Raw genomic sequence first — 18,915 nt, forward strand, 5'->3', positions numbered from 1 at the left:
AGATGGGGCATGGGCGCCTTGCCGGGCGGGGCTTGTGAGAGATGGTGAGAGTTGGTGTGTGACGCGCGTCGCGCGGGTGACAGGGCGCGGGGCCGGTGGCGCAGCACCATGGTGGTGCGGCTGGCCGGACCCAGGCCGCCGCACAACAACACACAACACAACAAGCCAGGAGACATCCCATGCACAAGATCACAACCCGCCGAGGGTCCCAGGGCTGGCGCCCCGCCATGACCACCCGGCTGCGCAGTGCGCTGGCGCTGGCCGCCCTGGGCACCGCCCTGGCCGCCCAGGCACAGGCCCCGGCCCTGCCCGCGCCAGAGAGCGTGACGCTGGACAAGCTGGGCTACATGACCACCTTCCCGCCCGAGGGCGCGCAGCGTGTGGACCTGAGCAATTCTTTCAAGTACCCCCAAATGCGCTGGGCGCTGCAGCACCTGCGCGAGCTGCAGCCCACGCACAACATCCGCCGGGGTGGGGCGGCTGCATCGGCCCTGCCTGCAGACCCCAAGCCCCTGGGCGGCGTGGTGTTTGATGACGACAAGGGGCAGCCCATCACGGTGGACCAGTGGCTCACCCGCACCTACACCGATGCGCTGGTGGTGGTGCACAAGGGCCGCGTGGTGTACGAGCGCTACGACAACCAGATGAAGCCGTACACGCCGCACCTGCTGTTCTCGGTCACCAAGTCGTTCACCGGCCTCATGGCCGCGCAACTGGCGCACGAGGGCAAGATCGACCCCAGCGCGCTGGTCACCAAATATGTGCCGGAGCTGGCCGACTCGGCCTGGGGCGACATGAAGGTGCGCGAGGTGATGGACATGACGGGTGCCGTGCGTTTCCGCGAGGTCTACACCGACCCCACGACCGAAATTTTTGGCTACAGCTGGTCCAGCGGCATGCTGCCACGCCCGCCGGGCTACCAGGGGCCGACCACTGTGTATGACTTCCTGAAGACGCTCAAGAAGGAAGGCGAACACGGCGCGGGTTTTGTGTACCGCACCGTGCATTCCGAGGTGCTGGGCTGGATTGTTTCGCGCGCCACCGGCAAGCACTGGGCCGAGCTGATGAGCGAGAACATCTGGCAGAAGCTGGGCATGGAAGAAGACGCCCACGTGATGGTGGACAGCGTGGGCACGCCGCTGCAGGGCGCAGGGCTCAATGCCACGGCGCGCGACCTGGCGCGGTTTGGCGAAATGCTGCGCCTGGGCGGCAGCTACAACGGCCAGAAGATTTTTGACAAGGCCGTGATCGACGATACCGCCAAAGGCGGCGACCGCGAGAAGTTCAAGATGGGCGGCATGGCGTTTCGCCCCGGCTACAGCTATCGCAACCAGTGGTGGGTGCTGCACAACGCCGATGGCGCCTGGGAGGCCGCGGGCATCCACGGCCAGTTCATCCATGTGAACCCGGCTGCCGAGATGGTGGTGGTCAAGCTCTCGTCGCACCCGGTGGCGGGCGCGGGCTTCACCCACCCGCTCACGCTCAAGGCCTGGGCCGCGCTGGCGCAGGCGGTGCGGCGCTGAGGTTGCAGCGCCTGAGCTTCGACCTTGGCGCTTACTTCAGCTTGAAGAGGGCCACCATGGCCTCGCGGTAGAGGCCCTGGCCCACGGCGTTGGTGGTGTGGTGCGAACCACCCTCCACCAGCACAAACCGCTTGGGCTCGGCCGCCGCCTCGTACAGCTTGCGGCCCAGGCTGGGCAGGATGAGGCTGTCTTCGCTGCCATGCACCACGAGCAGGGGCGAGCCGATTTCGGAGACCTTGCGCACGGATTCGAAACGCTGGGTGATGAGGGCCGACACGGGCAGCCACCCCCATTTGAAGGTGCTGACCACCTCGGGGATGCTCGTGAACGTGCCTTCGACGATGGTGCCCTGCTCGTCGGGGACCTGGCGGGCCAGGTCGATGGCGATGGCCCCGCCCAGCGAGTGCCCGAAGATGTAGCGCGGCGTGCCCGGCGCCTGGCGGGCGAGCCAGTCCCAGGCGGCGCGGGCGTCCTCGCCGGCCGTGACCTCGGAAGGCAGCGCGGCGCTGCTCTGGCCGAACCCCCGGTAGTCGATGGCGAGCACCGAGAACCCCAGTTCCTGCATGCGGCGCACGCGGCCGGACGAGCCCGCCACGTTCCAGCGCGCCCCGTGCAGGTACAGCATCACGGGGGCGTCCGCGCGCGCATGGGCCAGCCACAGGCCGTGCAGCCGGCCAGGCTGGCCGGTGGCCTCGGACTGGAAATCGATCCACACGTCCTGCATGTCCTCGGTGGACTGGGGGCCGCCCCAGCTGCGGTCGCTGGGCTGGAAGATCCACTCGCGCTGCTTGGCGTCGAGGGTGGCGCAGCCCGCCGAGACGGCGATGGCCAGCGCCAGGGAGATCAGGAGGGGGGTGCGTTTCATGGAAAGGAGAGAGTCGCCATCGTGCCGGAAAGTTCTCGCACGGAAAGCAGGGTTTGTGCCCATCTTCCCGCAGAGCCCGCCAACTGCCCGGCAACTGCCCTTCTTTTCACCGCTTCTGAAACGTTTCCCGAAGAAAGGTCAGACCACGCCCTGCGCCAGCATCGCGTCGGCCACCTTGACGAAGCCCGCGATATTGGCGCCGTCCACGTAGCTCACGCTGCCGTCGCTGCGCTTGCCATAGTGCAGGCACGCGGCATGGATGCCCTGCATGATCTGCAGCAGCCGCGCATCGACCTCTTCGCGGGGCCACGACAGGCGGGCGGCGTTCTGGCTCATCTCCAGGCCCGAGGTCGCCACGCCGCCGGCGTTGCTGGCCTTGCCGGGGGCGTAGAGCACGCCTGCCGCCTCGAAGGCCTTGGCGGCATCGATGGTGGAAGGCATGTTGGCGCCTTCCGCCACGCAGACCACGCCGTTCCTGATCAGGGTGGCGGCGTCCTGGGCGTCCAGCTCGTTCTGCGTGGCGCAGGGCAGGGCCACGTCCACGGGCACGTGCCAGGGGCGCACACCGGCCTCGAAGCGGGAGCCCGTGCGGGCTGCGTAGTCGCTCACGCGGCCATACAGGTGGTTCTTCACCTCCATCAGCTCGGCCAGCTTCTGCGGGGTGAAACCGGCCTCGTCCACGATGGTGCCGCTCGAATCCGACACGGTGACCACCTTGGCGCCCAGCTGCAGGGCCTTTTCGACCGCGTACTGCGCCACGTTGCCCGATCCCGAGACCGAGACGCGCATGCCGTCGAGCGAGCGGCCCCGGGATTTGAGCATCTCCTGCGCGAAATACACGGTGCCATAGCCCGTGGCCTCGGGGCGGATCAGCGATCCGCCGAACGACAGGCCCTTGCCGGTGAACACGCAGTCCGCCCGGTTGCTGAGTTTCTTCATCATGCCCGCCATGAAGCCCACCTCGCGGCCGCCCACGCCGATGTCGCCCGCCGGCACGTCGGTGTCGGCACCCACGTGGCGGAACAGCTCGGAGACGAAGGCCTGGCAAAAACGCATGACTTCACCGGGGCTCTTGCCCTTGGGGTCGAAGTCGGAGCCGCCCTTGCCGCCGCCCATGGGCAGCGTGGTCAGCGCGTTCTTGAAGGTCTGCTCGAACGCCAGGAACTTGAGCACCGACAGGTTCACCGAGGGGTGAAAGCGCAGGCCGCCCTTGTAGGGGCCGATCGCCATGCTGTGCTGGATGCGGTAGCCGCGGTTGACCTGCACGGTGCCATGGTCGTCCACCCACGACACGCGGAACATCACGATGCGCTCGGGCTCGACGAGCCGCTCCAGCAGGCCATGCTCGGCATAGCGGGGGTGCTGGGCGATGAACGGCCACAGGCTTTCCATGACTTCAGTGACGGCCTGCAGGAATTCGGGCTGACCCGGATTGCGGTGGGCCACGTGGGAAAGGAAGCTGCCTGCGGACTCGTATTTCATGTTCAAAAAGCTTTCTGCGTCAAAAAGCAGGCAATGGCGCGCTGCAACATCGAATTATGTTCAAAAGTTATACGTTTATGCGCATGCCTATGCACAATGGTGGGGAATGTGGCGGGTGAGTTGCCATATGTTGGTGCGGCGGGGGGCTGGCGTGGGCTGTCACCGGCGCGCAAAACGGGAGTCATCGCCTTGTCACAGGCGGCGGCCACAGTTCGGCGGTTCTAAACACAACGAGGAGAAGAGCATGCACATTCCTGGTGCGAAGTTGGGTGCGCTGGCCTTGCTGGCCACGCTGGCGGCCTGCGGCGGCAACGATGACAACCCCTATCCCACGCTGAATGGCGACAAGCCGCTCGTGATCGGCCACCGGGGGGCCGCCGGTTACCTGCCCGACCATACGCTCGAGGGCTACAAGCGGGCCATCGACATGGGCGCCGACTTCATCGAACCCGACCTGGTGGCCACCAAGGACGGCGTGCTCGTGGCGCGCCACGAACCCAACATCACCGGCACCACCGATGTGTCCACCCGCGCCGAGTTCGCGGGCCGCAAGACCAAGAAGATGGTGGATGGCGTGGAGGAAGAGGGCTGGTTCGTGTCGGATTTCACCCTGGCCGAGATCAAGACCCTGCGCGCCGTCCAGCCCCTGTCGGACCGCGACCAGTCGCACAACGGCAAGTACCAGATCCCCACCCTGGAAGAAGTGCTGGACCTCGCCAAGAACGAAGGCGCCAAGGCCGGCCGCACCGTGGGCGTGTACCCCGAGACCAAGCACCCCACCTTCCATGCCAAGCTGGGCCTGCCGCTGGAAGACCGCCTGCTCGCCACGCTGGCCAAGTACGGCTACACCGCCAAGAGCTCGCCGGTCATCGTGCAGTCGTTCGAGGTGTCCAACCTCAAGTACCTGCGCACCAAGACGCAGATCCGCCTGGTGCAGCTGGTGGACGCGAACGACGTGAACCCCGACGGCAGCATGGACCTGACCGCCCCCTACGACAAGCCCTACGACTTTGCCGTGGCCGGCGACGCGCGCACCTTCGCCAGCCTGCTCACCCCCGCGGGCCTCAAGGAGGTCAAGACCTATGCCGACGGCATCGGCCCCTGGAAGCCGTACCTCATCCCCTCCAAGCAGGTGGACGCCAACAAGGACGGCAAGGCCGATGACCTCAATGGCGACGGCAAGATCGACGAACGCGACCGCGTGATGATGGCGCCCACCGATGTGGTGAAGAATGCCCACGCCGCGGGCCTGATGGTGCACCCCTACACCTTCCGCAGCGAGGCCAAGCGCCTGGCCTCGGACTTCAAGGGCGACCCCAAGGCCGAGTACAAGCTGTTCTACAACCTGGGTGTGGACGGCGTGTTCAGCGACTTCCCGGACACCGCCAAGGCGGCGCGGGACAACTGATCCGCCAACGGCCACGGGCCCTGGCCCGGCGCCAGGCTGAAACCACACGACAAGGCCCGCCGCCGCGGGCCTTGTCCTGGGCGGAGGGCCAGGGCGCCCTGGCGGGCCCCAGCGTTCAATGCGCCTGTGCGGCGGGCGCGGCCACGGCCGGTGCCGCGGCCACCAGCCCCTCGGCGGTCGGCAGGTCCATCCATGCCTGCATCAGCGGGATCTGCTTGCGCAGCCAGTGGGTGGGCATGGCCTGGGTGCCCCACACGGGGATACGGCCCGCGTATTCGCCCATCACCCAGAACTGGCGCACCGCCAGGCAGGGCGCAATGGCCGCCAGATCCTGCGGCGGTACGGGGCGCACGCCGGTGTAGCCCGCCAGGTAGCGCTGCCAGCGTTCCCGCAGGGCGGCGGACAGGGGTGTTTCCAGGCTGCGCGGCAGCAGCACCCACAGGAACACGCTCAGCTCGTAGGCCAGCAGGCCCGGGCCCGCATCGTCGAAGTCGAAGAAGGCTGCCACGCGGCTGCTTTCGTCTCCCTGCCCGGGTCCGTCGCTCATGAAGTTGTTGCTGCCATGGCAGTCGCCGTGGCAGTGCACGCGGGTGAGGTCGGGCCATGCGGCAAAGCGCTGGCGCAGCCCGCCGGCCAGCGCGGCAAACTCGCGTCCCAGCGCCGCGTCCACCGTGGGGGCGGCGAGCATGCGTTCCAGCGATGCGTCGAGCAGCAGGGAGAGGTCCAGCGTGTAGCGGCTTGGCGGGCCGTGGTAGCCCTGTGCGGCGTTGTGCATCCGGGCCAGCCCCCGGCCGGTGGCCTCGATGTCCACCAGCGACTCGCCGGGGGGATCTCCCGCCAGAAAGTCGAACAGGAGCAGCGCGCGGCCACCCTCTGGCAGGGCGAGCGCCACGCTGAAGCTTCCATCGGCCGCCGGCAGCGGGGCGGCGACCGGGATACCCTCGCGCCGCAGGTGCGTCAGCAGGGCGGTCTCGTAGGCGATGTTCGGCGCGCCGCGCGGCCTCTCGGCGCACAGGCGTGCAATGGCGTGCTGGCCGCTGGCAAAGCGCACTTCGTACACCTGGTTGAAGCCGCGCCGCAGCAGCACGCAGTGCTCCACGGGACCGAGCGCCCAGCCGGCCGCCACGGCCCGGGCAATGGCGTCGCCCGTGGGGGTGGTTTGTGCGATGGACTGGGCGTCGAAGGCCATCATGGGCAGGGTCCTTGGGGGCAGGGCGGCCGATTCTGCCGGCAAAGCCGCGCTCCGTGCCTTAAGGCCAGCCAAAGAAGCACTTCGGTGCCCGCCTCGGGGGGCGCGAGATCGCGGGCTGGCTCCTAGAACCCCAGCGCGAATCCCACGCTCAGCCAGGTGCGCCCCTGCTGGCGGCCGATCGTGGCGTCCAGCTGCCGGCTGGGCGCCCATTCCCACCGGGCACAGGTCTGGAAGGTGGGCGCGCCATGCTGGGTGCCAAAGGCTTCCAGATGGGGGGTGACTGCGCCCCAGCCGTGCTCCACCGATGCCCCCCAGGTGGCCCGCCAGGATTGCCCGCGTTCCCGCTGGCTGCCCAGGTTGGCGTTGACCACGCCCCAGGGCGCCGCGCAGGTGCCGATGAGGTTCAGCGCCACCAGGCTGCCGGCGGTTTGTCCGGGGCTCTGGCGCCGGTGGGTGATGCCCGCGCTGCTGCCCGCGTTGCAGCCCTGTTCCTGTGCCGGGCTCCACAGCCATTTGGCCTGCAGGCCTTGCAGGGTATGGCGCTCGTCCCGGTCGCGGCCCAGCAGCGCGCCCAGCTCCCATCCCTCGACAGGGGTGAATGCCGGGGCTGCGTAGACGGTGCCACGCTGGCCGCGCCGGCCTTCCCACCACACTTCGATGTGGCCGTGGCCTGCCTCGTCCACGCCGGCGTCGTCCACCGACAGGGGGCGCCCCGCATGGGCGGGCAAAGCCACCAGGCACAGGGCGGCAGCGGCCAGCAGCAGGTGCGGGGCGGTGGGGTCGGTCATGGGCGGCGCGGTGACAGGGCGATGGCTGGAGGACGGGGCTCGGGCGATGTCGCAGGCGGTGGTGGTGCCGGCCGCTGGGGCTAGCGCCCGCGCAGAAACAGCGCGTCCAGTTCCTTCATGCTCAGCTGCCGCCAGGTGGGCCGCCCGTGGTTGCACTGGTCCGACCGGTCCGTGGTTTCCATCTGCCGCAGCAGGGCGTTCATCTCGTCGATGGTGAGCCTGCGGTTGGCGCGCACGGCACCGTGGCAGGCCATGGTGCCCAGGATCTCGTTGCGTGCGCGCTGCACCACGGTGGTGGCGTCGTGCGCGGCCAGTTCGGCCAGCACGCTGCGGGCCAGTTCCACCGGGTCGCCCTGGGCCAGGGTGGTGGGCACGGCGCGCACGGCCAGCGTCTTGGGCGAGAAGGGCACCACTTCCATGCCCAGCATGGCCAGCACCTCGGCGGATGCCTCGGCCGTGGCCACTTCCTCGGGCGTGGCGGCGAAGGTGGCCGGGATCAGCAGCGGCTGGCTGGCGATGCGGGCGTCGCCATCCACCTGGGCCTTGAGGCGCTCGTAGACGATGCGCTCGTGGGCGGCGTGCATGTCCACGATGACCATGCCCTGGGCGTTCTCGGCCAGGATGTACACGCCATGCAGCTGGGCCACCGCGCGGCCCAGGGGCCAGGTGGTCTCGCTGCCGGCGGGGCCGCGGGCGGTCGCTGGCGGCACGGAAGGGGCGCCGGGCACCGCGCCGCCGGCGGGGGCGGCCGCAGGGCCGTTGCCGTGCGGGGCATCGGCCGTGCCCGGCAGGGGCTGCGATGGCGCCGCGGTGGGCAACACGGCGGCTGGCGCGTCATGGCCCATGGGCCCGGTCTCCCTCCTGGGGCCCCACAGCGCCTGCAGGTCCGCCACGTGGTGGCCACGCTCTTCAAATTTGATAGCTGACTGCGCTTGCCAGTGAAGGGCTGGAGGCTGATTGGGCCTGAAGTCCTCGGTGGGGCCCTGCGCCGTGGCGCCCGCGTCTGGCGCGGCTGTCCCCGCAGCAGCCGCAGCGACGGCCGCGAGCGCGGCGGCGCGCGGTGCGGCCAGCGCGTTTTCCACGGCATGGCGCACGGCCTGGTGCACCTCGCGGCTGTCCCGAAAGCGCACCTCGATCTTGGTGGGGTGCACGTTCACGTCCACGCGGGCCGGGTCGATCTCGACATACAGCGCATAGATGGGCTGCTTGTGGCCGTGCAGCACGTCTTCGTACGCGCTGCGGGCGGCATGGGTGAGTACCTTGTCGCGCACGAAGCGGCCGTTCACGTAGCAGTACTGGTGGTCGGGGCGCGAGCGGGCGGCGTCGGGCAGGCCCGCGCGGCCGGTGACGGTGACGGGGCCCACGCGGTGCTGCACGGCCACGGATTGCGTGACGAAGTCCTCGCCCAGCACGTCGGACAGGCGGCGGGCCAGCGCGTCCTGGGCATCCCCCTGTCCGGGCACGAAGGTGGCGCGCCACTGCTCCACCAGCTTGCCTTCGTGCCAGATGGCAAAGCCCACATCCGGCCGCGCGAGCGCGTGGCGCCGCACCGATTCGATGCAGTGCGCGAGTTCGGTGGCGTCGGTCTTCAGGAACTTGCGGCGCGCGGGGGTGGAGAAGAACAGCTCCTTCACCTCCACCGTGGTGCCGGTGCTGCGCGCGGCCGGGCGCAGCTCGCCGCTGCGTGCGTCCAGCAGGAAGGCATTGGGTTGCGCCGCCGGGCGCGAGAGCAGGGCCATCTCCGACACCGAGGCAATGGCGGCCAGCGCCTCGCCCCGAAAGCCCATGGTGGCCACGGTCTCCAGGTCGTTCAGGCTGGTGATCTTGCTGGTGGCATGGCGGCGCAGCGCCACGGGCAATTCTGCGTGTGGAATGCCCCCGCCGTCGTCTTCCACGGTGATCAGGCGCACGCCGCCAGCCGACAGGCGCACGGTGATCTGCGTGGCGCCCGCGTCCAGCGCGTTGTCCACCAGTTCGCGCACCACGGAAGCGGGGCGCTCGACCACCTCGCCGGCGGCGATCTGGCTGATGAGTTCATCGGGCAGGTCGCGGATGGGGCGCCGGGCAGTGGCGAGGGGGGTGGTGGCGGGCTGCGCCGCCGCGAGGAGGGGGGTGGTGTCGTTCACCCGTGGGATTTTAGGGCGGGGGCCGCGCAGGGGTATCGGGCCGGGGCGGGGCCCGATGGGGATAATGCGCCCACCTTTTTGCTGCCCGGTGTCCGGACTCGCCCTTCCATGGAACTTGTCACTTTTCTCATCGACTTCATCCTGCACGTGGACAAGTACCTGGAGGCCTTCGTACAGGCCTACGGCATGTGGGTGTACGCCCTGCTGTTCGCCATCGTGTTCGTCGAGACAGGGCTGGTGGTGATGCCGTTCCTGCCGGGCGATTCGCTGCTGTTCATCGTGGGCGCGCTGTGCGGCGCGGGGATGATGAGCTTTCCGCTGGCCTGCGCGGTGCTGCTGGCGGCGGCCATCCTGGGCGACCAGTGCAACTACTCGCTGGGCCGCTACTTCGGGCCCAAGGTGTTCCAGTGGGAAAACTCGCGCTGGTTCAACCGCCGTGCGTTCAACCAGGCTCATGACTTTTACGAGCGCTATGGCGGCATCACCATCGTGATCGCTCGCTTCATGCCCTTCATCCGCACCTTCGCACCGTTCGTGGCGGGTGTGGCGGAGATGGGCCGCGCCAAGTTCACCGCGTTCAACGTGGGGGGCGCGCTCCTGTGGGTCCTGGGCATCTGCTCGGCGGGGTATTTCTTTGGCAACTTTGCCTGGGTCAAGGAGAACCTGGACAAGATCATCTGGGCCATGATCTTCATCCCCGGCCTGATCGCCATCTTTGGTGCCTGGCGCGCCGGGCGGCAGGCCAGGACCGCACCTTGACCTTGAATCAACGGGTGCTATGAAAAAAAAGCTGCCAGCGCTTGTGTGACAAGCGCTGGCAGCTTCTTTTATGCAGAACTCACCGGCAGCCCGGTTCGGCCGCAGGGGAGGTTGTCCGGCGGCCGGGGGGATCAGCGGCGATAAGGCCGGCGCTGATCGCGGTCCTCGCCGATCTCATGGCCGATCAGGGCGCCGGCGGCGGCACCGCCAATCGTGCCTGCGGGGCCGCCGAAGACGGCATTGCCGGCGACACCACCGACCACGGCGCCCACGCCGGTGCCCACCTGTGCGCTGGTGGGGTTCGAAGCGCAACCACCCAGTGCCAGGGCTGCGGTACAGGTGGTCGCAAGAAGGATGTGACGGATTTTCATGGCAAGAGTCCTTTGTGAATGGAATCAGGCCTGGGAGTCCGGCTGCGGCTGCAGACGGGCTGGACCTGTGGCTTCACTATCCGTCGCCCGGCGGGCCCCCCGCGTAGGCAGCCGTGGGATGCCGCTGTAGGACATGCGACCTCATGGGAAACGCCCGCCGCGTTGCCAAGTGCCGGCGGTTCCCGTGGGGCGCGGGCATCACGTTCCCCCTGGGGCGGGTTTACGTGGCATCGCCGGTGGTTGCCAACCGGCGGGCGGCAGCAGATCATTTCTAATGCAATCCATTCGTATAAGGACACACACCATGGACCCTCAAACATCCCGCACGGGCCCGCAGCTGACGGTGGCGCAACAAATCGGCCTGATCGTGGGGGTGGCCGTCCTGGCGCTCGTGCTCATCCTGGCGTTGAGCCTGGTGCGCGTGCAGCACCTGGGCAGGACGGTGGACGGTCTGGCCAATGAGCAGGTCGAACGCCTGCAGCTGGCCCTGCGCTGGCGCAGCAACATCGCGGTCAACTCCACGCGGGTGTTCTCGGTGGTGCAGTCCGAAGGCGACGACCTGCAGAACTTCTTCAAGGACCTGATCGCCGCCACCACGGCCGACACGTCCAAGGTTCAAAAGCGCTACAGCGAGCTGGAAACCAGCCCCGAAGGCCTGCGCATCCAGGAGGAGCTGGCGGCGGTGCGCACGCCGTATCTCGCCACGCGCGACAAGGCCCTGGCGCTCAAGAAGGCAGGCGACATGGCACAGGCCAAGTCGTTTGCCATGTCCACCTTCGTGCCGGTGGTCAACCAGTACAACGCGGTCGCGGACAAGATGGTGGAATACCAGATCCAGCGGTCGGCCGACCAGGCCGCCGAGGCCGCGGGCCTGATCGGCTCCTACCGCGCCGCCGTGCTGGCGGCGGGCATCGCGGGGCTGGCGCTGCTGGTGCTGCTGTCCTGGGTGGTGGTGCGGCGCATCCGCCGCTCGCTGGGCGAGGTGGCCGCGGTGGCCCGGCGCATCGGCGAGGGCGACCTGTCGCGGCCCATCCACGCGCAGGGGCGCGGCGAGGTGGCGCAGATGATGCAGGCCATGGAAACCATGCAGGCATCGCTGGTGCGCATCGTGGGCGACGTGCGCCACAGCAGCGACTCCATCGCCACCGGCTCCAGCGAGATCGCCTCGGGCAATGCCGACCTGAGCCAGCGCACCGAGGAGCAGGCCAGCAACCTCGAGCAGACGGCCGCGTCCATGGAGCAGATCACCAGCACCGTGAAGAACAACTCCGACACCGCGCAGCGCGCCGCCGTGCTGGCGGGCGCGGCATCGGCCGCGGCGGTGAAGGGGGGCGAGGTGGTGGGCCAGGTGGTGGCCACCATGCAGGACATCTCGGCCGCGTCGCGCAAGATCACCGACATCATCGCGGTGATCGACGGCATCGCGTTCCAGACCAACATCCTGGCGCTCAACGCGGCGGTGGAGGCGGCGCGCGCGGGCGAGCAGGGGCGTGGCTTCGCCGTGGTGGCCAGCGAGGTGCGCAGCCTGGCGCAGCGCTCGGCCTCCGCGGCCAAGGAGATCAAGGCGCTCATCAGCGACAGCGTGCAGAAGGTGGAAAACGGCACCCAGCTGGTGGGGGATGCCGGCCACAGCATGGAAGACATCGTCGCGCAGGTCCAGCGGGTGAGCGACCTGATTGGCGAGATCTCCAGCGCCACGGGCGAGCAGACCATCGGCATCAGCCAGGTCGGCGAGGCGGTGACGCAGCTCGACCAGGTCACGCAGCAGAACGCCGCGCTGGTGGAGCAGAGCGCCGCCGCCGCCGACAGCCTCAAGCACCAGGCGGCGCGGCTTGCGGAGGTCGTGAGCGTGTTCCGCCTGGAGCGGTGAGGCGAACTCCCTCTGAGTCGATTCGTGCCTCGGCCCTCAGCCCTCAGCCCCTCCTCGCCTCGCCGTGCGAGCCGGGAGGGAGATGCTCCCAGCGCATGCAAGCGAAGCGCCGCATGCGCGGCTTGGCGGCCCTTGCGCGGGGCGCACTCGCGCTGGCTGCGCCAGTTGCATTCGTCGCCGGTGGCGCATGGCCCGATGGGTAGTGGCTACGCCAAAACAGGGATCTGAAAAAACCTCAGCGCCCACCCGCCAGCAGGCACAGGGTGACCAGCAGGGACGCGTGCTCCACCGCCTTGAGCGAATGCAGCGCGCGCGGCGCCAGGTGCACGAAGTCGCCGGGATGCAGCTGCTGGATGCCGTCCTCGCTGACGAACTCGACCACGCCCTCGATGCACTGCACCGTGGCCTCGCCGGGGGTCTGGTGTTCCTTCATGGATTTGCCCACGGGGAGCACGACGCGCATGACTTCGAGCTGGCCGGCCTTCAGGATGGCGGTGGTGATGGCCTCGGGCAGGCGGTCGCCCAGGGGGCGCACGCTGACGATCTGGCCGGATTGGGCGTGGGGCAGTGCCATGGCGTTTCTCCTTCCGTCCTCCCCGGTGCGTGCCGGTGTGCAGGAAGCACATGCCTGCACGCCGGGGCGTGGGTGATGAAGGCTACTTTGCCTGCACTTGGCGGTCCGCGCAAGGCTAGACGGAACGGCTGCGCGCCAGTGGCGGGTTCTTGGCGAAGTAGCGCGTGATGCCGCGCATCAGCGCGTCGGCCAGCTGCTCCTGGTAGGCGCTGCTGCGCAGGCGCTTTTCCTCGTCGGGGTTGCTGATGAAGGCGGTTTCCACCAGCACGCTGGGGATGTCGGGGGCCTTGAGCACCGCGAAGCCCGCCTGCTCCACGCGCGGCTTGTGCAGCTTGGCCATGCCGCCGATCTCGCCCAGCAGCACGGAGCCGAGCTTGAGGCTGTCGTTGATCTGCGCGGTGGTGCTCATGTCGAGCAGCGCGCGCTGCACGTGCTGGTCCTTGGACTGCACGTTGATGCCCCCCACCAGGTCGGCCTGGTTCTCCTTGTTGGCCAGCCAGCGCGCGGCGGTGCTGGAGGCGCCGCCCTGGCTCAGCGCGAACACGCTGGCGCCGCGCGCGGCCGGCGTGGTGAAGGCATCGGCGTGGATGCTCACGAACAGGTCGGCCTGCACGCGCCGGGCCTTCTGCACGCGCGTGCCCAGGGGCACGAAGTAGTCGCCGTCGCGCGTGAGGAAGGCGCGCATGGGATTGCCACCCACGGTGGTGGCGTTGATGCGGTCGCGCAGCAGGTGGGCCACGCGCAGCACCACGTCCTTCTCGCGCGTGCCCGAGGGGCCGATGGCGCCCGGGTCCTCGCCGCCGTGGCCGGGGTCGAGCGCGACGATGATGATGCGGTCGGTGTGCGTGGACGTGGCCCGGTTGCCCGGCGGGCGCGTGGTTTCGGCCGGGGCGGCCGCCACCGGGGGCGCCGCCACGGGCGGGTGCTCTGCCGGGACGGGGCGGGTGGTGCGCTGCGCGATGAGGTCGCCGAGCGGGTCGTGCTCGGCGGGCGGCGTGGGCGCTTTGGGGGTGGCGGCGGCCGTGGTCACGGGGGCATCGCGCAGGCGCTCCGCGATGAGGGCCTCCAGCGGGTCCACCGGCGCGGCGGGGTAAAGGTCGAACACCAGGCGGTGCCGGTACGCCGCCACGGGGGGCAGCGTGAACACCTGCGGCATGGCGGGCTGCTTGAGGTCCACCACCAGGCGCACCACCCCGGGCGCGTTCTGCCCCACGCGGATGCCCGCGATGTTGGGGTCGTCCGGCTTGACCTTGGCGACCAGTTCGCGCAGCTCGGGGCTGAGGTCGATGCCCTCGATGTCCACCGCCAGGCGCGGCGGCGTGGTCACGAAGAACTGCTTGGCCACCAGCGCGCCGTCGGACTCGATGGTCACGCGCGAGTATTCGGGCGCGGGCCAGACGCGCACGGCCAGGATGGTGGCGCCGCGCGCGATCTGCTGCGTGCCCAGCAGCAGCACGAGGCTGCCCGCCTGCAGCACGGCCCGGCGCGAAGCCACGCCCCGGGCTGCGGCCTGGGGCGTGCCGCTGGCGCTGCCGGGGCTCATCGCGGGCCTCCCGTGCGGGGCGCGCGGGGGCAGGCCGGGGTCGGTGCGGCCGATGGGCGGCTCATGGGTTCAGCAGCCCTTGCAGCATGTGGCGGCCGTTGGCGGTTTGGGCGTGCACCGTGATCTTCCTTTCGGTGTCGTCAATTGCTTCAATGTGTATAGCAAGGTCCGCAGGCGGCGTAAGCGCTGCAGCCTTTTCCGGCCATTCTGCCACCTTGAGCCCCGGGTTGGCAAAAATGTCCCTGAAGCCCGCGTCCTCCCATTCGCGCGGATCGTCGAAGCGATAGAAATCAAAGTGCCAGATCGCCAGGCCCGGGGCCTCGTGTGGCTCCACCACGGCGTAGGTGGGGCTCTTGATCCGGCCCTGCACGCCCAGGGCGCGCAGCAGGTGGCGCACCAGCGTGGTCTTGCCCGCGCCCAGGTCGCCGTGCAGCGTGACGAAGGCGTTGGACAGCCCCGGCTGCGCGGCCAGGCGCTGCGCGAAGGCGGCGGTGTCATCCTCGCTGTGCCAGGTGAAGGGGTGGGCGGGTTCCGCCGGGGCGGCCGTGCCGCTTCCTACAATCTGGCAGGTATGTGGTGCAACAGTCAACTCGTTCCTCAAATGCAGGAGTGGGCCCGCGAACTGGGATTTTCCCAAATCGGCGTGGCGGGGGTGGACTTGTCCGCCGCAGAGCCCGGCCTTTCGGCCTGGCTGGCGCAGGGCTTCCATGGTGACATGCATTACATGGCATCGCACGGCATGAGGCGCGCGCGCCCGGCCGAACTGGTGCCCGGCACCGTGAGCGTGATCACGGCACGCATGGATTATTTGCCGCGCGATACGGGCACGGGCACGTCCGGCGGCTGGCAGGCTTTCGAATTGGGGCGCCTGGCCCGCCCGCAGGAAGGGATCGTCTCGGTCTATGCCCGGGGGCGCGACTACCACAAGGTGCTGCGCGCCCGCCTGCAAAAACTCAGCGACCGCATCGCCGAGGCCATCGGCCCCTTCGGCCACCGCGTATTCACCGATTCCGCGCCGGTGCTGGAGGCCGAGCTGGCCTCGCGCAGCGGCCAGGGCTGGCGCGGCAAGCACACCCTGGTGCTCAACCGCGAGGCGGGCTCGATGTTCTTCCTGGGCGAGATCTACGTGGACATGGCGTTGCCTGAAAGCGCCCCGGTCACCGCGCACTGCGGCAGCTGCAGCGCCTGCATCGACATCTGCCCCACGCAGGCCATCATCGCGCCGCACCGGCTCGATGCGCGGCGCTGCATCTCGTACCTGACCATCGAGCACGCCGGGCCCATCCCGCTGGAACTGCGGCCGCTCATGGGCAACCGCATCTACGGCTGCGACGACTGCCAGCTCATCTGCCCCTGGAACAAGTTCGCGCAGGCCAGCCGGCTGCCCGACTTCGACGAGCGCAAGGGCCTGGCGGGCCAGCAGCTGGCACACCTGTTCGCATGGGACGAGGCCACCTTCCTGCGCATGACCGAAGGCGGCCCCATCCGCCGCATTGGCCACGAGCGCTGGCTGCGCAACGTGGCCGTGGCGCTGGGCAATGCGCTGCGGGCCACGGGCGATGGCGCGGTGCGTGCGGCGCTGCAGTCCCGTGCCCAGGAGCCCAGTGAACTCGTGCGCGAACATGTGGCCTGGGCGCTGGATTTTGAATGAAAGTGGGCTCTAGCGCTTGATAATTAAGCGCTGGCAGCTATCAAAAAATGAGTATTCAGGCCGAGGCTCTGTGTGGCTTTACCGCGCCAGCAGCCCGGCGTCCCTGAGCGTTTCCACCAGCCCTTGCGCAAACCGCTCGTAGCCGGCCGCATTGGCGTGGATCTGGTCGGACCGCAGGCGGGCGTCGGACAGCACGCCGGACCAGCCTTTGCTGTGCAGTGGAATCTCCAGCTGGGTCGCCACTTCTTCGTACAGCGCGTGATCGCCCAGCCGGCCGGTGGAGGCCGCCAGGAGCGACAGCTCGGGCACGGCCACCAGCAGCACCTGGGCGCCGCTGGCGCGCGCCTCCGTACAGATGCGCACGATGTTGGCGCGGGTGGTGCTGGCGCTCTGGCGGCGCAGAAAGTCGTTGCCGCCGATGCCCACGATCACCAGCGCGGGCTGGTGCGATTGCAGCAGCGCCGGCAGGCGTTCGAGCGCCTGGGCCGAGGTGTCGCCCGACACGCCGGCGTTGACCACTTTCCAGCCCGTCAGGCGCGCCAGCACGGCAGGGTAGGCGGTGTCGGCCGATGCGCCCACGCCGGAGGTCAGCGAATCACCCAGCGCCAGCACCGTGGCGCCGGTGGGCACCGCCTGCGCGCGCGGGGCCTTGCGCCCGCAGCCCGCCAGCGGCACAAGCGCCACGGCCGCCAGGCCCGCCATCAACGCGCGGCGGCGTGCTTGGACCAGGGCGGCGGAACGCAGGGCAGGGTGTGGATCGGTCATCGCAGAAATCCCAGGGCAAACGGCAGGCTGACCATGCCCAGCAGGGTCGACAGCGTGACCAGCCCCGCCACGTACGGTCCGTTGTAGCCCATGCGCGCCGCCAGCACATAGCAGGTGGAGGCGGTGGGCAGCGCGGAGAAGGCGAGCAGCATGGTGGTCTGCACCGGGTTCAGCCCAAAGAGGCGCGCCATGCCGAACGCGAGCAGCGGCTGCAGCAGGTGCCGGATGGACAGCACCGCCACGCTCAGCGCCTTGCCGCGCGTGAGCAGGCCAAACTGCAGGCCCGCGCCCGCGGCCATCAGCCCCAGCGCCAGCGATGCCGCGCTGATGCGGCCCACCGTGGGCGCGGCCCAGTCGGGAATCCTGAAGCCCAGCAGGTTGGCCACCAGCCCCGATACCGTGGCGACGATCAGCGGGTTGCGCACCAGCTCCCGCGCGAAGCTGTGCTGGCCGTGCCGCGCCATCGGCCACACGGCCGCCACGTTGAACAGCGGCACGCACACGCCGATCAGCACGGCGATCATGAGCAGGCCCTCGGAGCCCGCCAGGCGCTCGGCAATGGCCAGGCCAATGAACGAGTTGAAGCGGAACGCGACCTGGGCACTGGCGGCATGGTCGCGCGCGTCGATGCGCCGGCCCAGCCAGGGCCAGTGCGGCAGGCTGTAGGCCAGCGCGATCCCGATCAGGCCGGAGATCAGCCCGGCGGCGATCAGCCCCGATGCGGCGCCGATGTCCACCGGGCTCTTGACGATGGACTGGAACAGCAGCACGGGGAACAGCAGGTAGTACACCAGGCTCTCCACCGGCTGCCATACCGAGCGGTTCAGGGCGGTGTAGCGGCAGATGAGGTAGCCGCACAGGATGAGGGAGAAGTCGGGAAGCAGGAGCTGGGCGTAATTCACGCACGGAGAATACTTGATCCGTGTCGTGTTCTGCGGGTTAGCCCTTATGTGGAATCCGCAGGCTGCCAGGACACCGGTTGCGCATACCATCCAGGCTGTCTGTCACCCATGAAGGAGAACTCAATGCATCGTCGTCAATGGCTCGCGCTGACCGTACTGGCCGCCGCCGCAGGGTCCGCTGCCGCCCAGGGCTACCCCAACAAGGTCATCAAGCTGCAGGTGCCCTTCGCGCCCGGCGGTACCACCGACATCATTGCGCGCGTGATCGCCGACCCGCTGGGCAAGGCCCTGGGCCAATCCGTGATCGTGGAAAACAAGGCCGGTGGCGGCGGCATCGTGGGCGCGGCGGAAACCGCCCGTTCGGCGCCGGATGGCTACACGCTGGGCGTGGCCACCGTGTCCACCACGGCGGCCAATCCCGCCATCAATCCCAAGACGCCGTACAACCCGCTGACGGACTTCACGCCCATCATCAACATCGCGGCCACGCCCAACATCATTGCGGTGCACCCCAGCTTCCCCGCCAAGGACTACAAGGCGTTCGTGGCCGAGATCAAGAAGTCGCCCGGCAAGTATTCGTACTCCTCGTCCGGCACGGGCGGCATCGGCCACCTGCAGATGGAGCTGTACAAGAACCTCTCGGGCACCTTCGTGACGCACATCCCCTACCGTGGCGCGGGCCCCGCCCTGAATGACACCGTGGCCGGCCAGGTGCCCATGATTTTCGACAACCTGCCCTCGGCGCTGCCCTTCATCAAGGAAAACCGCCTGGTGCCCATCGTGGTCGCCGCGCCGCAGCGCGTTGCCGCCCTGCCCAACGTGCCCACGTTCAAGGAAATGGGCCTGGAGCCCGTGAACCGCATGGCGTACTACGGCATCGTGGGCCCCAAGGGCCTGTCCAAGGAGGTGGTGGACAAGGTCAACGCCGCCGTGCGCAAGGCGCTGGAAGATCCGGCCGTGAAGAAGCGCATCGAAGACACCGGCTCCATCGTGCTGGGCAACACGCCCGAGCAGTTCGCCGAGCAGATCAAGGCGGAATTCGCCGTGTACAAGGACGTGGTGGTCAAGCAGAAACTGGCGCTCGAATAATTCCGTG

Annotated in this window: 17 protein-coding genes; 6 read left to right on the forward strand and 11 right to left on the reverse strand. The window is 69.0% G+C overall.

What is annotated here, in order from left to right:
• Positions 1-227: 227 nt before the first annotated feature.
• Complete coding sequence (locus AC07OC_RS15435; protein ID WP_218340292.1) at positions 228-1,523, forward strand: serine hydrolase domain-containing protein; 1,296 nt, start codon at positions 228-230, stop codon at positions 1,521-1,523.
• A 31-nt stretch (positions 1,524-1,554) separates the two neighbouring features.
• Here AC07OC_RS15435 and AC07OC_RS15440 read toward each other — a convergent pair whose 3' ends face one another.
• A complete protein-coding gene (locus tag AC07OC_RS15440; protein ID WP_218340174.1) occupies positions 1,555-2,388 on the reverse strand; it encodes an alpha/beta hydrolase in 834 nt (277 codons plus the stop codon).
• A 138-nt stretch (positions 2,389-2,526) separates the two neighbouring features.
• Positions 2,527-3,870 carry an NADP-specific glutamate dehydrogenase gene (gene gdhA, locus AC07OC_RS15445; RefSeq protein WP_218340175.1) on the reverse strand — a complete coding sequence of 448 codons (1,344 nt, stop codon included), beginning with the start codon at positions 3,868-3,870 and terminating at the stop codon, positions 2,527-2,529.
• Between the two features lie 244 nt (positions 3,871-4,114).
• Here gdhA and AC07OC_RS15450 point away from each other — a divergent pair, with 244 nt between their 5' ends.
• Positions 4,115-5,278: a glycerophosphodiester phosphodiesterase gene (locus tag AC07OC_RS15450; RefSeq protein ID WP_218295488.1), complete on the forward strand. Its 1,164-nt coding sequence runs from the start codon at positions 4,115-4,117 to the stop codon at positions 5,276-5,278.
• A gap of 115 nt (positions 5,279-5,393) precedes the next feature.
• Here the strand turns inward: AC07OC_RS15450 and AC07OC_RS15455 are convergent, their stop codons facing one another.
• The 3 genes from AC07OC_RS15455 to mutL form a co-directional block, all read right to left on the reverse strand.
• Positions 5,394-6,470, reverse strand: a complete 1,077-nt coding sequence (locus AC07OC_RS15455; protein WP_492244086.1) for a phosphotransferase enzyme family protein — start codon at positions 6,468-6,470, stop codon at positions 5,394-5,396.
• A 122-nt stretch (positions 6,471-6,592) separates the two neighbouring features.
• A complete protein-coding gene (locus AC07OC_RS15460) occupies positions 6,593-7,258 on the reverse strand; it encodes a PA4824 family protein (protein ID WP_494601653.1) in 666 nt (221 codons plus the stop codon).
• A gap of 80 nt (positions 7,259-7,338) precedes the next feature.
• Positions 7,339-9,384: a DNA mismatch repair endonuclease MutL gene (mutL, locus tag AC07OC_RS15465; protein ID WP_492244084.1), complete on the reverse strand. Its 2,046-nt coding sequence runs from the start codon at positions 9,382-9,384 to the stop codon at positions 7,339-7,341.
• 108 nt (positions 9,385-9,492) lie between these two features.
• On the opposite strand from mutL, the gene AC07OC_RS15470 reads away from it, so the two are divergent.
• Positions 9,493-10,143, forward strand: a complete 651-nt coding sequence (locus tag AC07OC_RS15470; protein WP_218295484.1) for a DedA family protein — start codon at positions 9,493-9,495, stop codon at positions 10,141-10,143.
• Positions 10,144-10,274: 131 nt separating this feature from the next.
• Here the strand turns inward: AC07OC_RS15470 and AC07OC_RS15475 are convergent, their stop codons facing one another.
• Positions 10,275-10,514 (reverse strand): YMGG-like glycine zipper-containing protein, encoded by a 240-nt coding sequence (locus AC07OC_RS15475; protein ID WP_218295483.1) that lies wholly within the window; start codon positions 10,512-10,514, stop codon positions 10,275-10,277.
• A gap of 304 nt (positions 10,515-10,818) precedes the next feature.
• Here AC07OC_RS15475 and AC07OC_RS15480 point away from each other — a divergent pair, with 304 nt between their 5' ends.
• The gene (locus AC07OC_RS15480) at positions 10,819-12,384 is read left to right on the forward strand and encodes a methyl-accepting chemotaxis protein (protein ID WP_218295482.1); all 1,566 of its coding nucleotides are present in this window, start codon (positions 10,819-10,821) and stop codon (positions 12,382-12,384) included.
• Positions 12,385-12,619: 235 nt separating this feature from the next.
• Here AC07OC_RS15480 and AC07OC_RS15485 read toward each other — a convergent pair whose 3' ends face one another.
• The 3 genes from AC07OC_RS15485 to tsaE all read right to left on the reverse strand — a co-directional run bounded on the left by AC07OC_RS15485 (position 12,620) and on the right by tsaE (position 15,090).
• Entirely contained in the window at positions 12,620-12,958 is a 339-nt protein-coding gene (locus AC07OC_RS15485) for a cupin domain-containing protein (protein ID WP_218295481.1), read from the reverse strand.
• Between the two features lie 115 nt (positions 12,959-13,073).
• The gene (locus AC07OC_RS15490; RefSeq protein ID WP_218295480.1) at positions 13,074-14,501 is read right to left on the reverse strand and encodes an N-acetylmuramoyl-L-alanine amidase; all 1,428 of its coding nucleotides are present in this window, start codon (positions 14,499-14,501) and stop codon (positions 13,074-13,076) included.
• A gap of 61 nt (positions 14,502-14,562) precedes the next feature.
• A complete protein-coding gene (gene tsaE, locus AC07OC_RS15495; RefSeq protein ID WP_218340180.1) occupies positions 14,563-15,090 on the reverse strand; it encodes a tRNA (adenosine(37)-N6)-threonylcarbamoyltransferase complex ATPase subunit type 1 TsaE in 528 nt (175 codons plus the stop codon).
• Positions 15,091-15,102: 12 nt separating this feature from the next.
• Here tsaE and queG point away from each other — a divergent pair, with 12 nt between their 5' ends.
• The gene (gene queG, locus AC07OC_RS15500) at positions 15,103-16,152 is read left to right on the forward strand and encodes a tRNA epoxyqueuosine(34) reductase QueG (RefSeq protein WP_218295478.1); all 1,050 of its coding nucleotides are present in this window, start codon (positions 15,103-15,105) and stop codon (positions 16,150-16,152) included.
• 78 nt (positions 16,153-16,230) lie between these two features.
• Here queG and AC07OC_RS15505 read toward each other — a convergent pair whose 3' ends face one another.
• Both AC07OC_RS15505 and AC07OC_RS15510 read right to left on the reverse strand, forming a co-directional pair.
• Positions 16,231-16,917 (reverse strand): GDSL-type esterase/lipase family protein, encoded by a 687-nt coding sequence (locus AC07OC_RS15505; RefSeq protein WP_218340181.1) that lies wholly within the window; start codon positions 16,915-16,917, stop codon positions 16,231-16,233.
• A complete protein-coding gene (locus AC07OC_RS15510; protein WP_218295476.1) occupies positions 16,914-17,819 on the reverse strand; it encodes an AEC family transporter in 906 nt (301 codons plus the stop codon). Before AC07OC_RS15510 ends, AC07OC_RS15505 begins: the two co-directional genes overlap by 4 nt.
• 123 nt (positions 17,820-17,942) lie before the next feature.
• On the opposite strand from AC07OC_RS15510, the gene AC07OC_RS15515 reads away from it, so the two are divergent.
• Positions 17,943-18,908, forward strand: coding sequence for a tripartite tricarboxylate transporter substrate binding protein BugE (locus AC07OC_RS15515; RefSeq protein WP_218295475.1), 966 nt, complete (start codon positions 17,943-17,945; stop codon positions 18,906-18,908).
• Positions 18,909-18,915 lie beyond the last annotated feature (7 nt).

It is taken from the genome of Acidovorax sp. GW821-FHT10E04 (assembly GCF_059415185.1).

Coding starts and splice junctions, on each gene's coding strand:
- AC07OC_RS15435 (WP_218340292.1), top strand. CDS start 228: ATGACCACCCGGCTGCGCAGTGCGCTGGCGCTGGCCGCCCTGGGCACC.
- AC07OC_RS15440 (WP_218340174.1), bottom strand. CDS start 2,388: ATGAAACGCACCCCCCTCCTGATCTCCCTGGCGCTGGCCATCGCCGTC.
- gdhA (WP_218340175.1), bottom strand. CDS start 3,870: ATGAAATACGAGTCCGCAGGCAGCTTCCTTTCCCACGTGGCCCACCGC.
- AC07OC_RS15450 (WP_218295488.1), top strand. CDS start 4,115: ATGCACATTCCTGGTGCGAAGTTGGGTGCGCTGGCCTTGCTGGCCACG.
- AC07OC_RS15455 (WP_492244086.1), bottom strand. CDS start 6,470: ATGATGGCCTTCGACGCCCAGTCCATCGCACAAACCACCCCCACGGGC.
- AC07OC_RS15460 (WP_494601653.1), bottom strand. CDS start 7,258: ATGACCGACCCCACCGCCCCGCACCTGCTGCTGGCCGCTGCCGCCCTG.
- AC07OC_RS15470 (WP_218295484.1), top strand. CDS start 9,493: ATGGAACTTGTCACTTTTCTCATCGACTTCATCCTGCACGTGGACAAG.
- AC07OC_RS15475 (WP_218295483.1), bottom strand. CDS start 10,514: ATGAAAATCCGTCACATCCTTCTTGCGACCACCTGTACCGCAGCCCTG.
- AC07OC_RS15480 (WP_218295482.1), top strand. CDS start 10,819: ATGGACCCTCAAACATCCCGCACGGGCCCGCAGCTGACGGTGGCGCAA.
- AC07OC_RS15485 (WP_218295481.1), bottom strand. CDS start 12,958: ATGGCACTGCCCCACGCCCAATCCGGCCAGATCGTCAGCGTGCGCCCC.
- AC07OC_RS15490 (WP_218295480.1), bottom strand. CDS start 14,501: ATGAGCCCCGGCAGCGCCAGCGGCACGCCCCAGGCCGCAGCCCGGGGC.
- queG (WP_218295478.1), top strand. CDS start 15,103: ATGCAGGAGTGGGCCCGCGAACTGGGATTTTCCCAAATCGGCGTGGCG.
- AC07OC_RS15505 (WP_218340181.1), bottom strand. CDS start 16,917: ATGACCGATCCACACCCTGCCCTGCGTTCCGCCGCCCTGGTCCAAGCA.
- AC07OC_RS15515 (WP_218295475.1), top strand. CDS start 17,943: ATGCATCGTCGTCAATGGCTCGCGCTGACCGTACTGGCCGCCGCCGCA.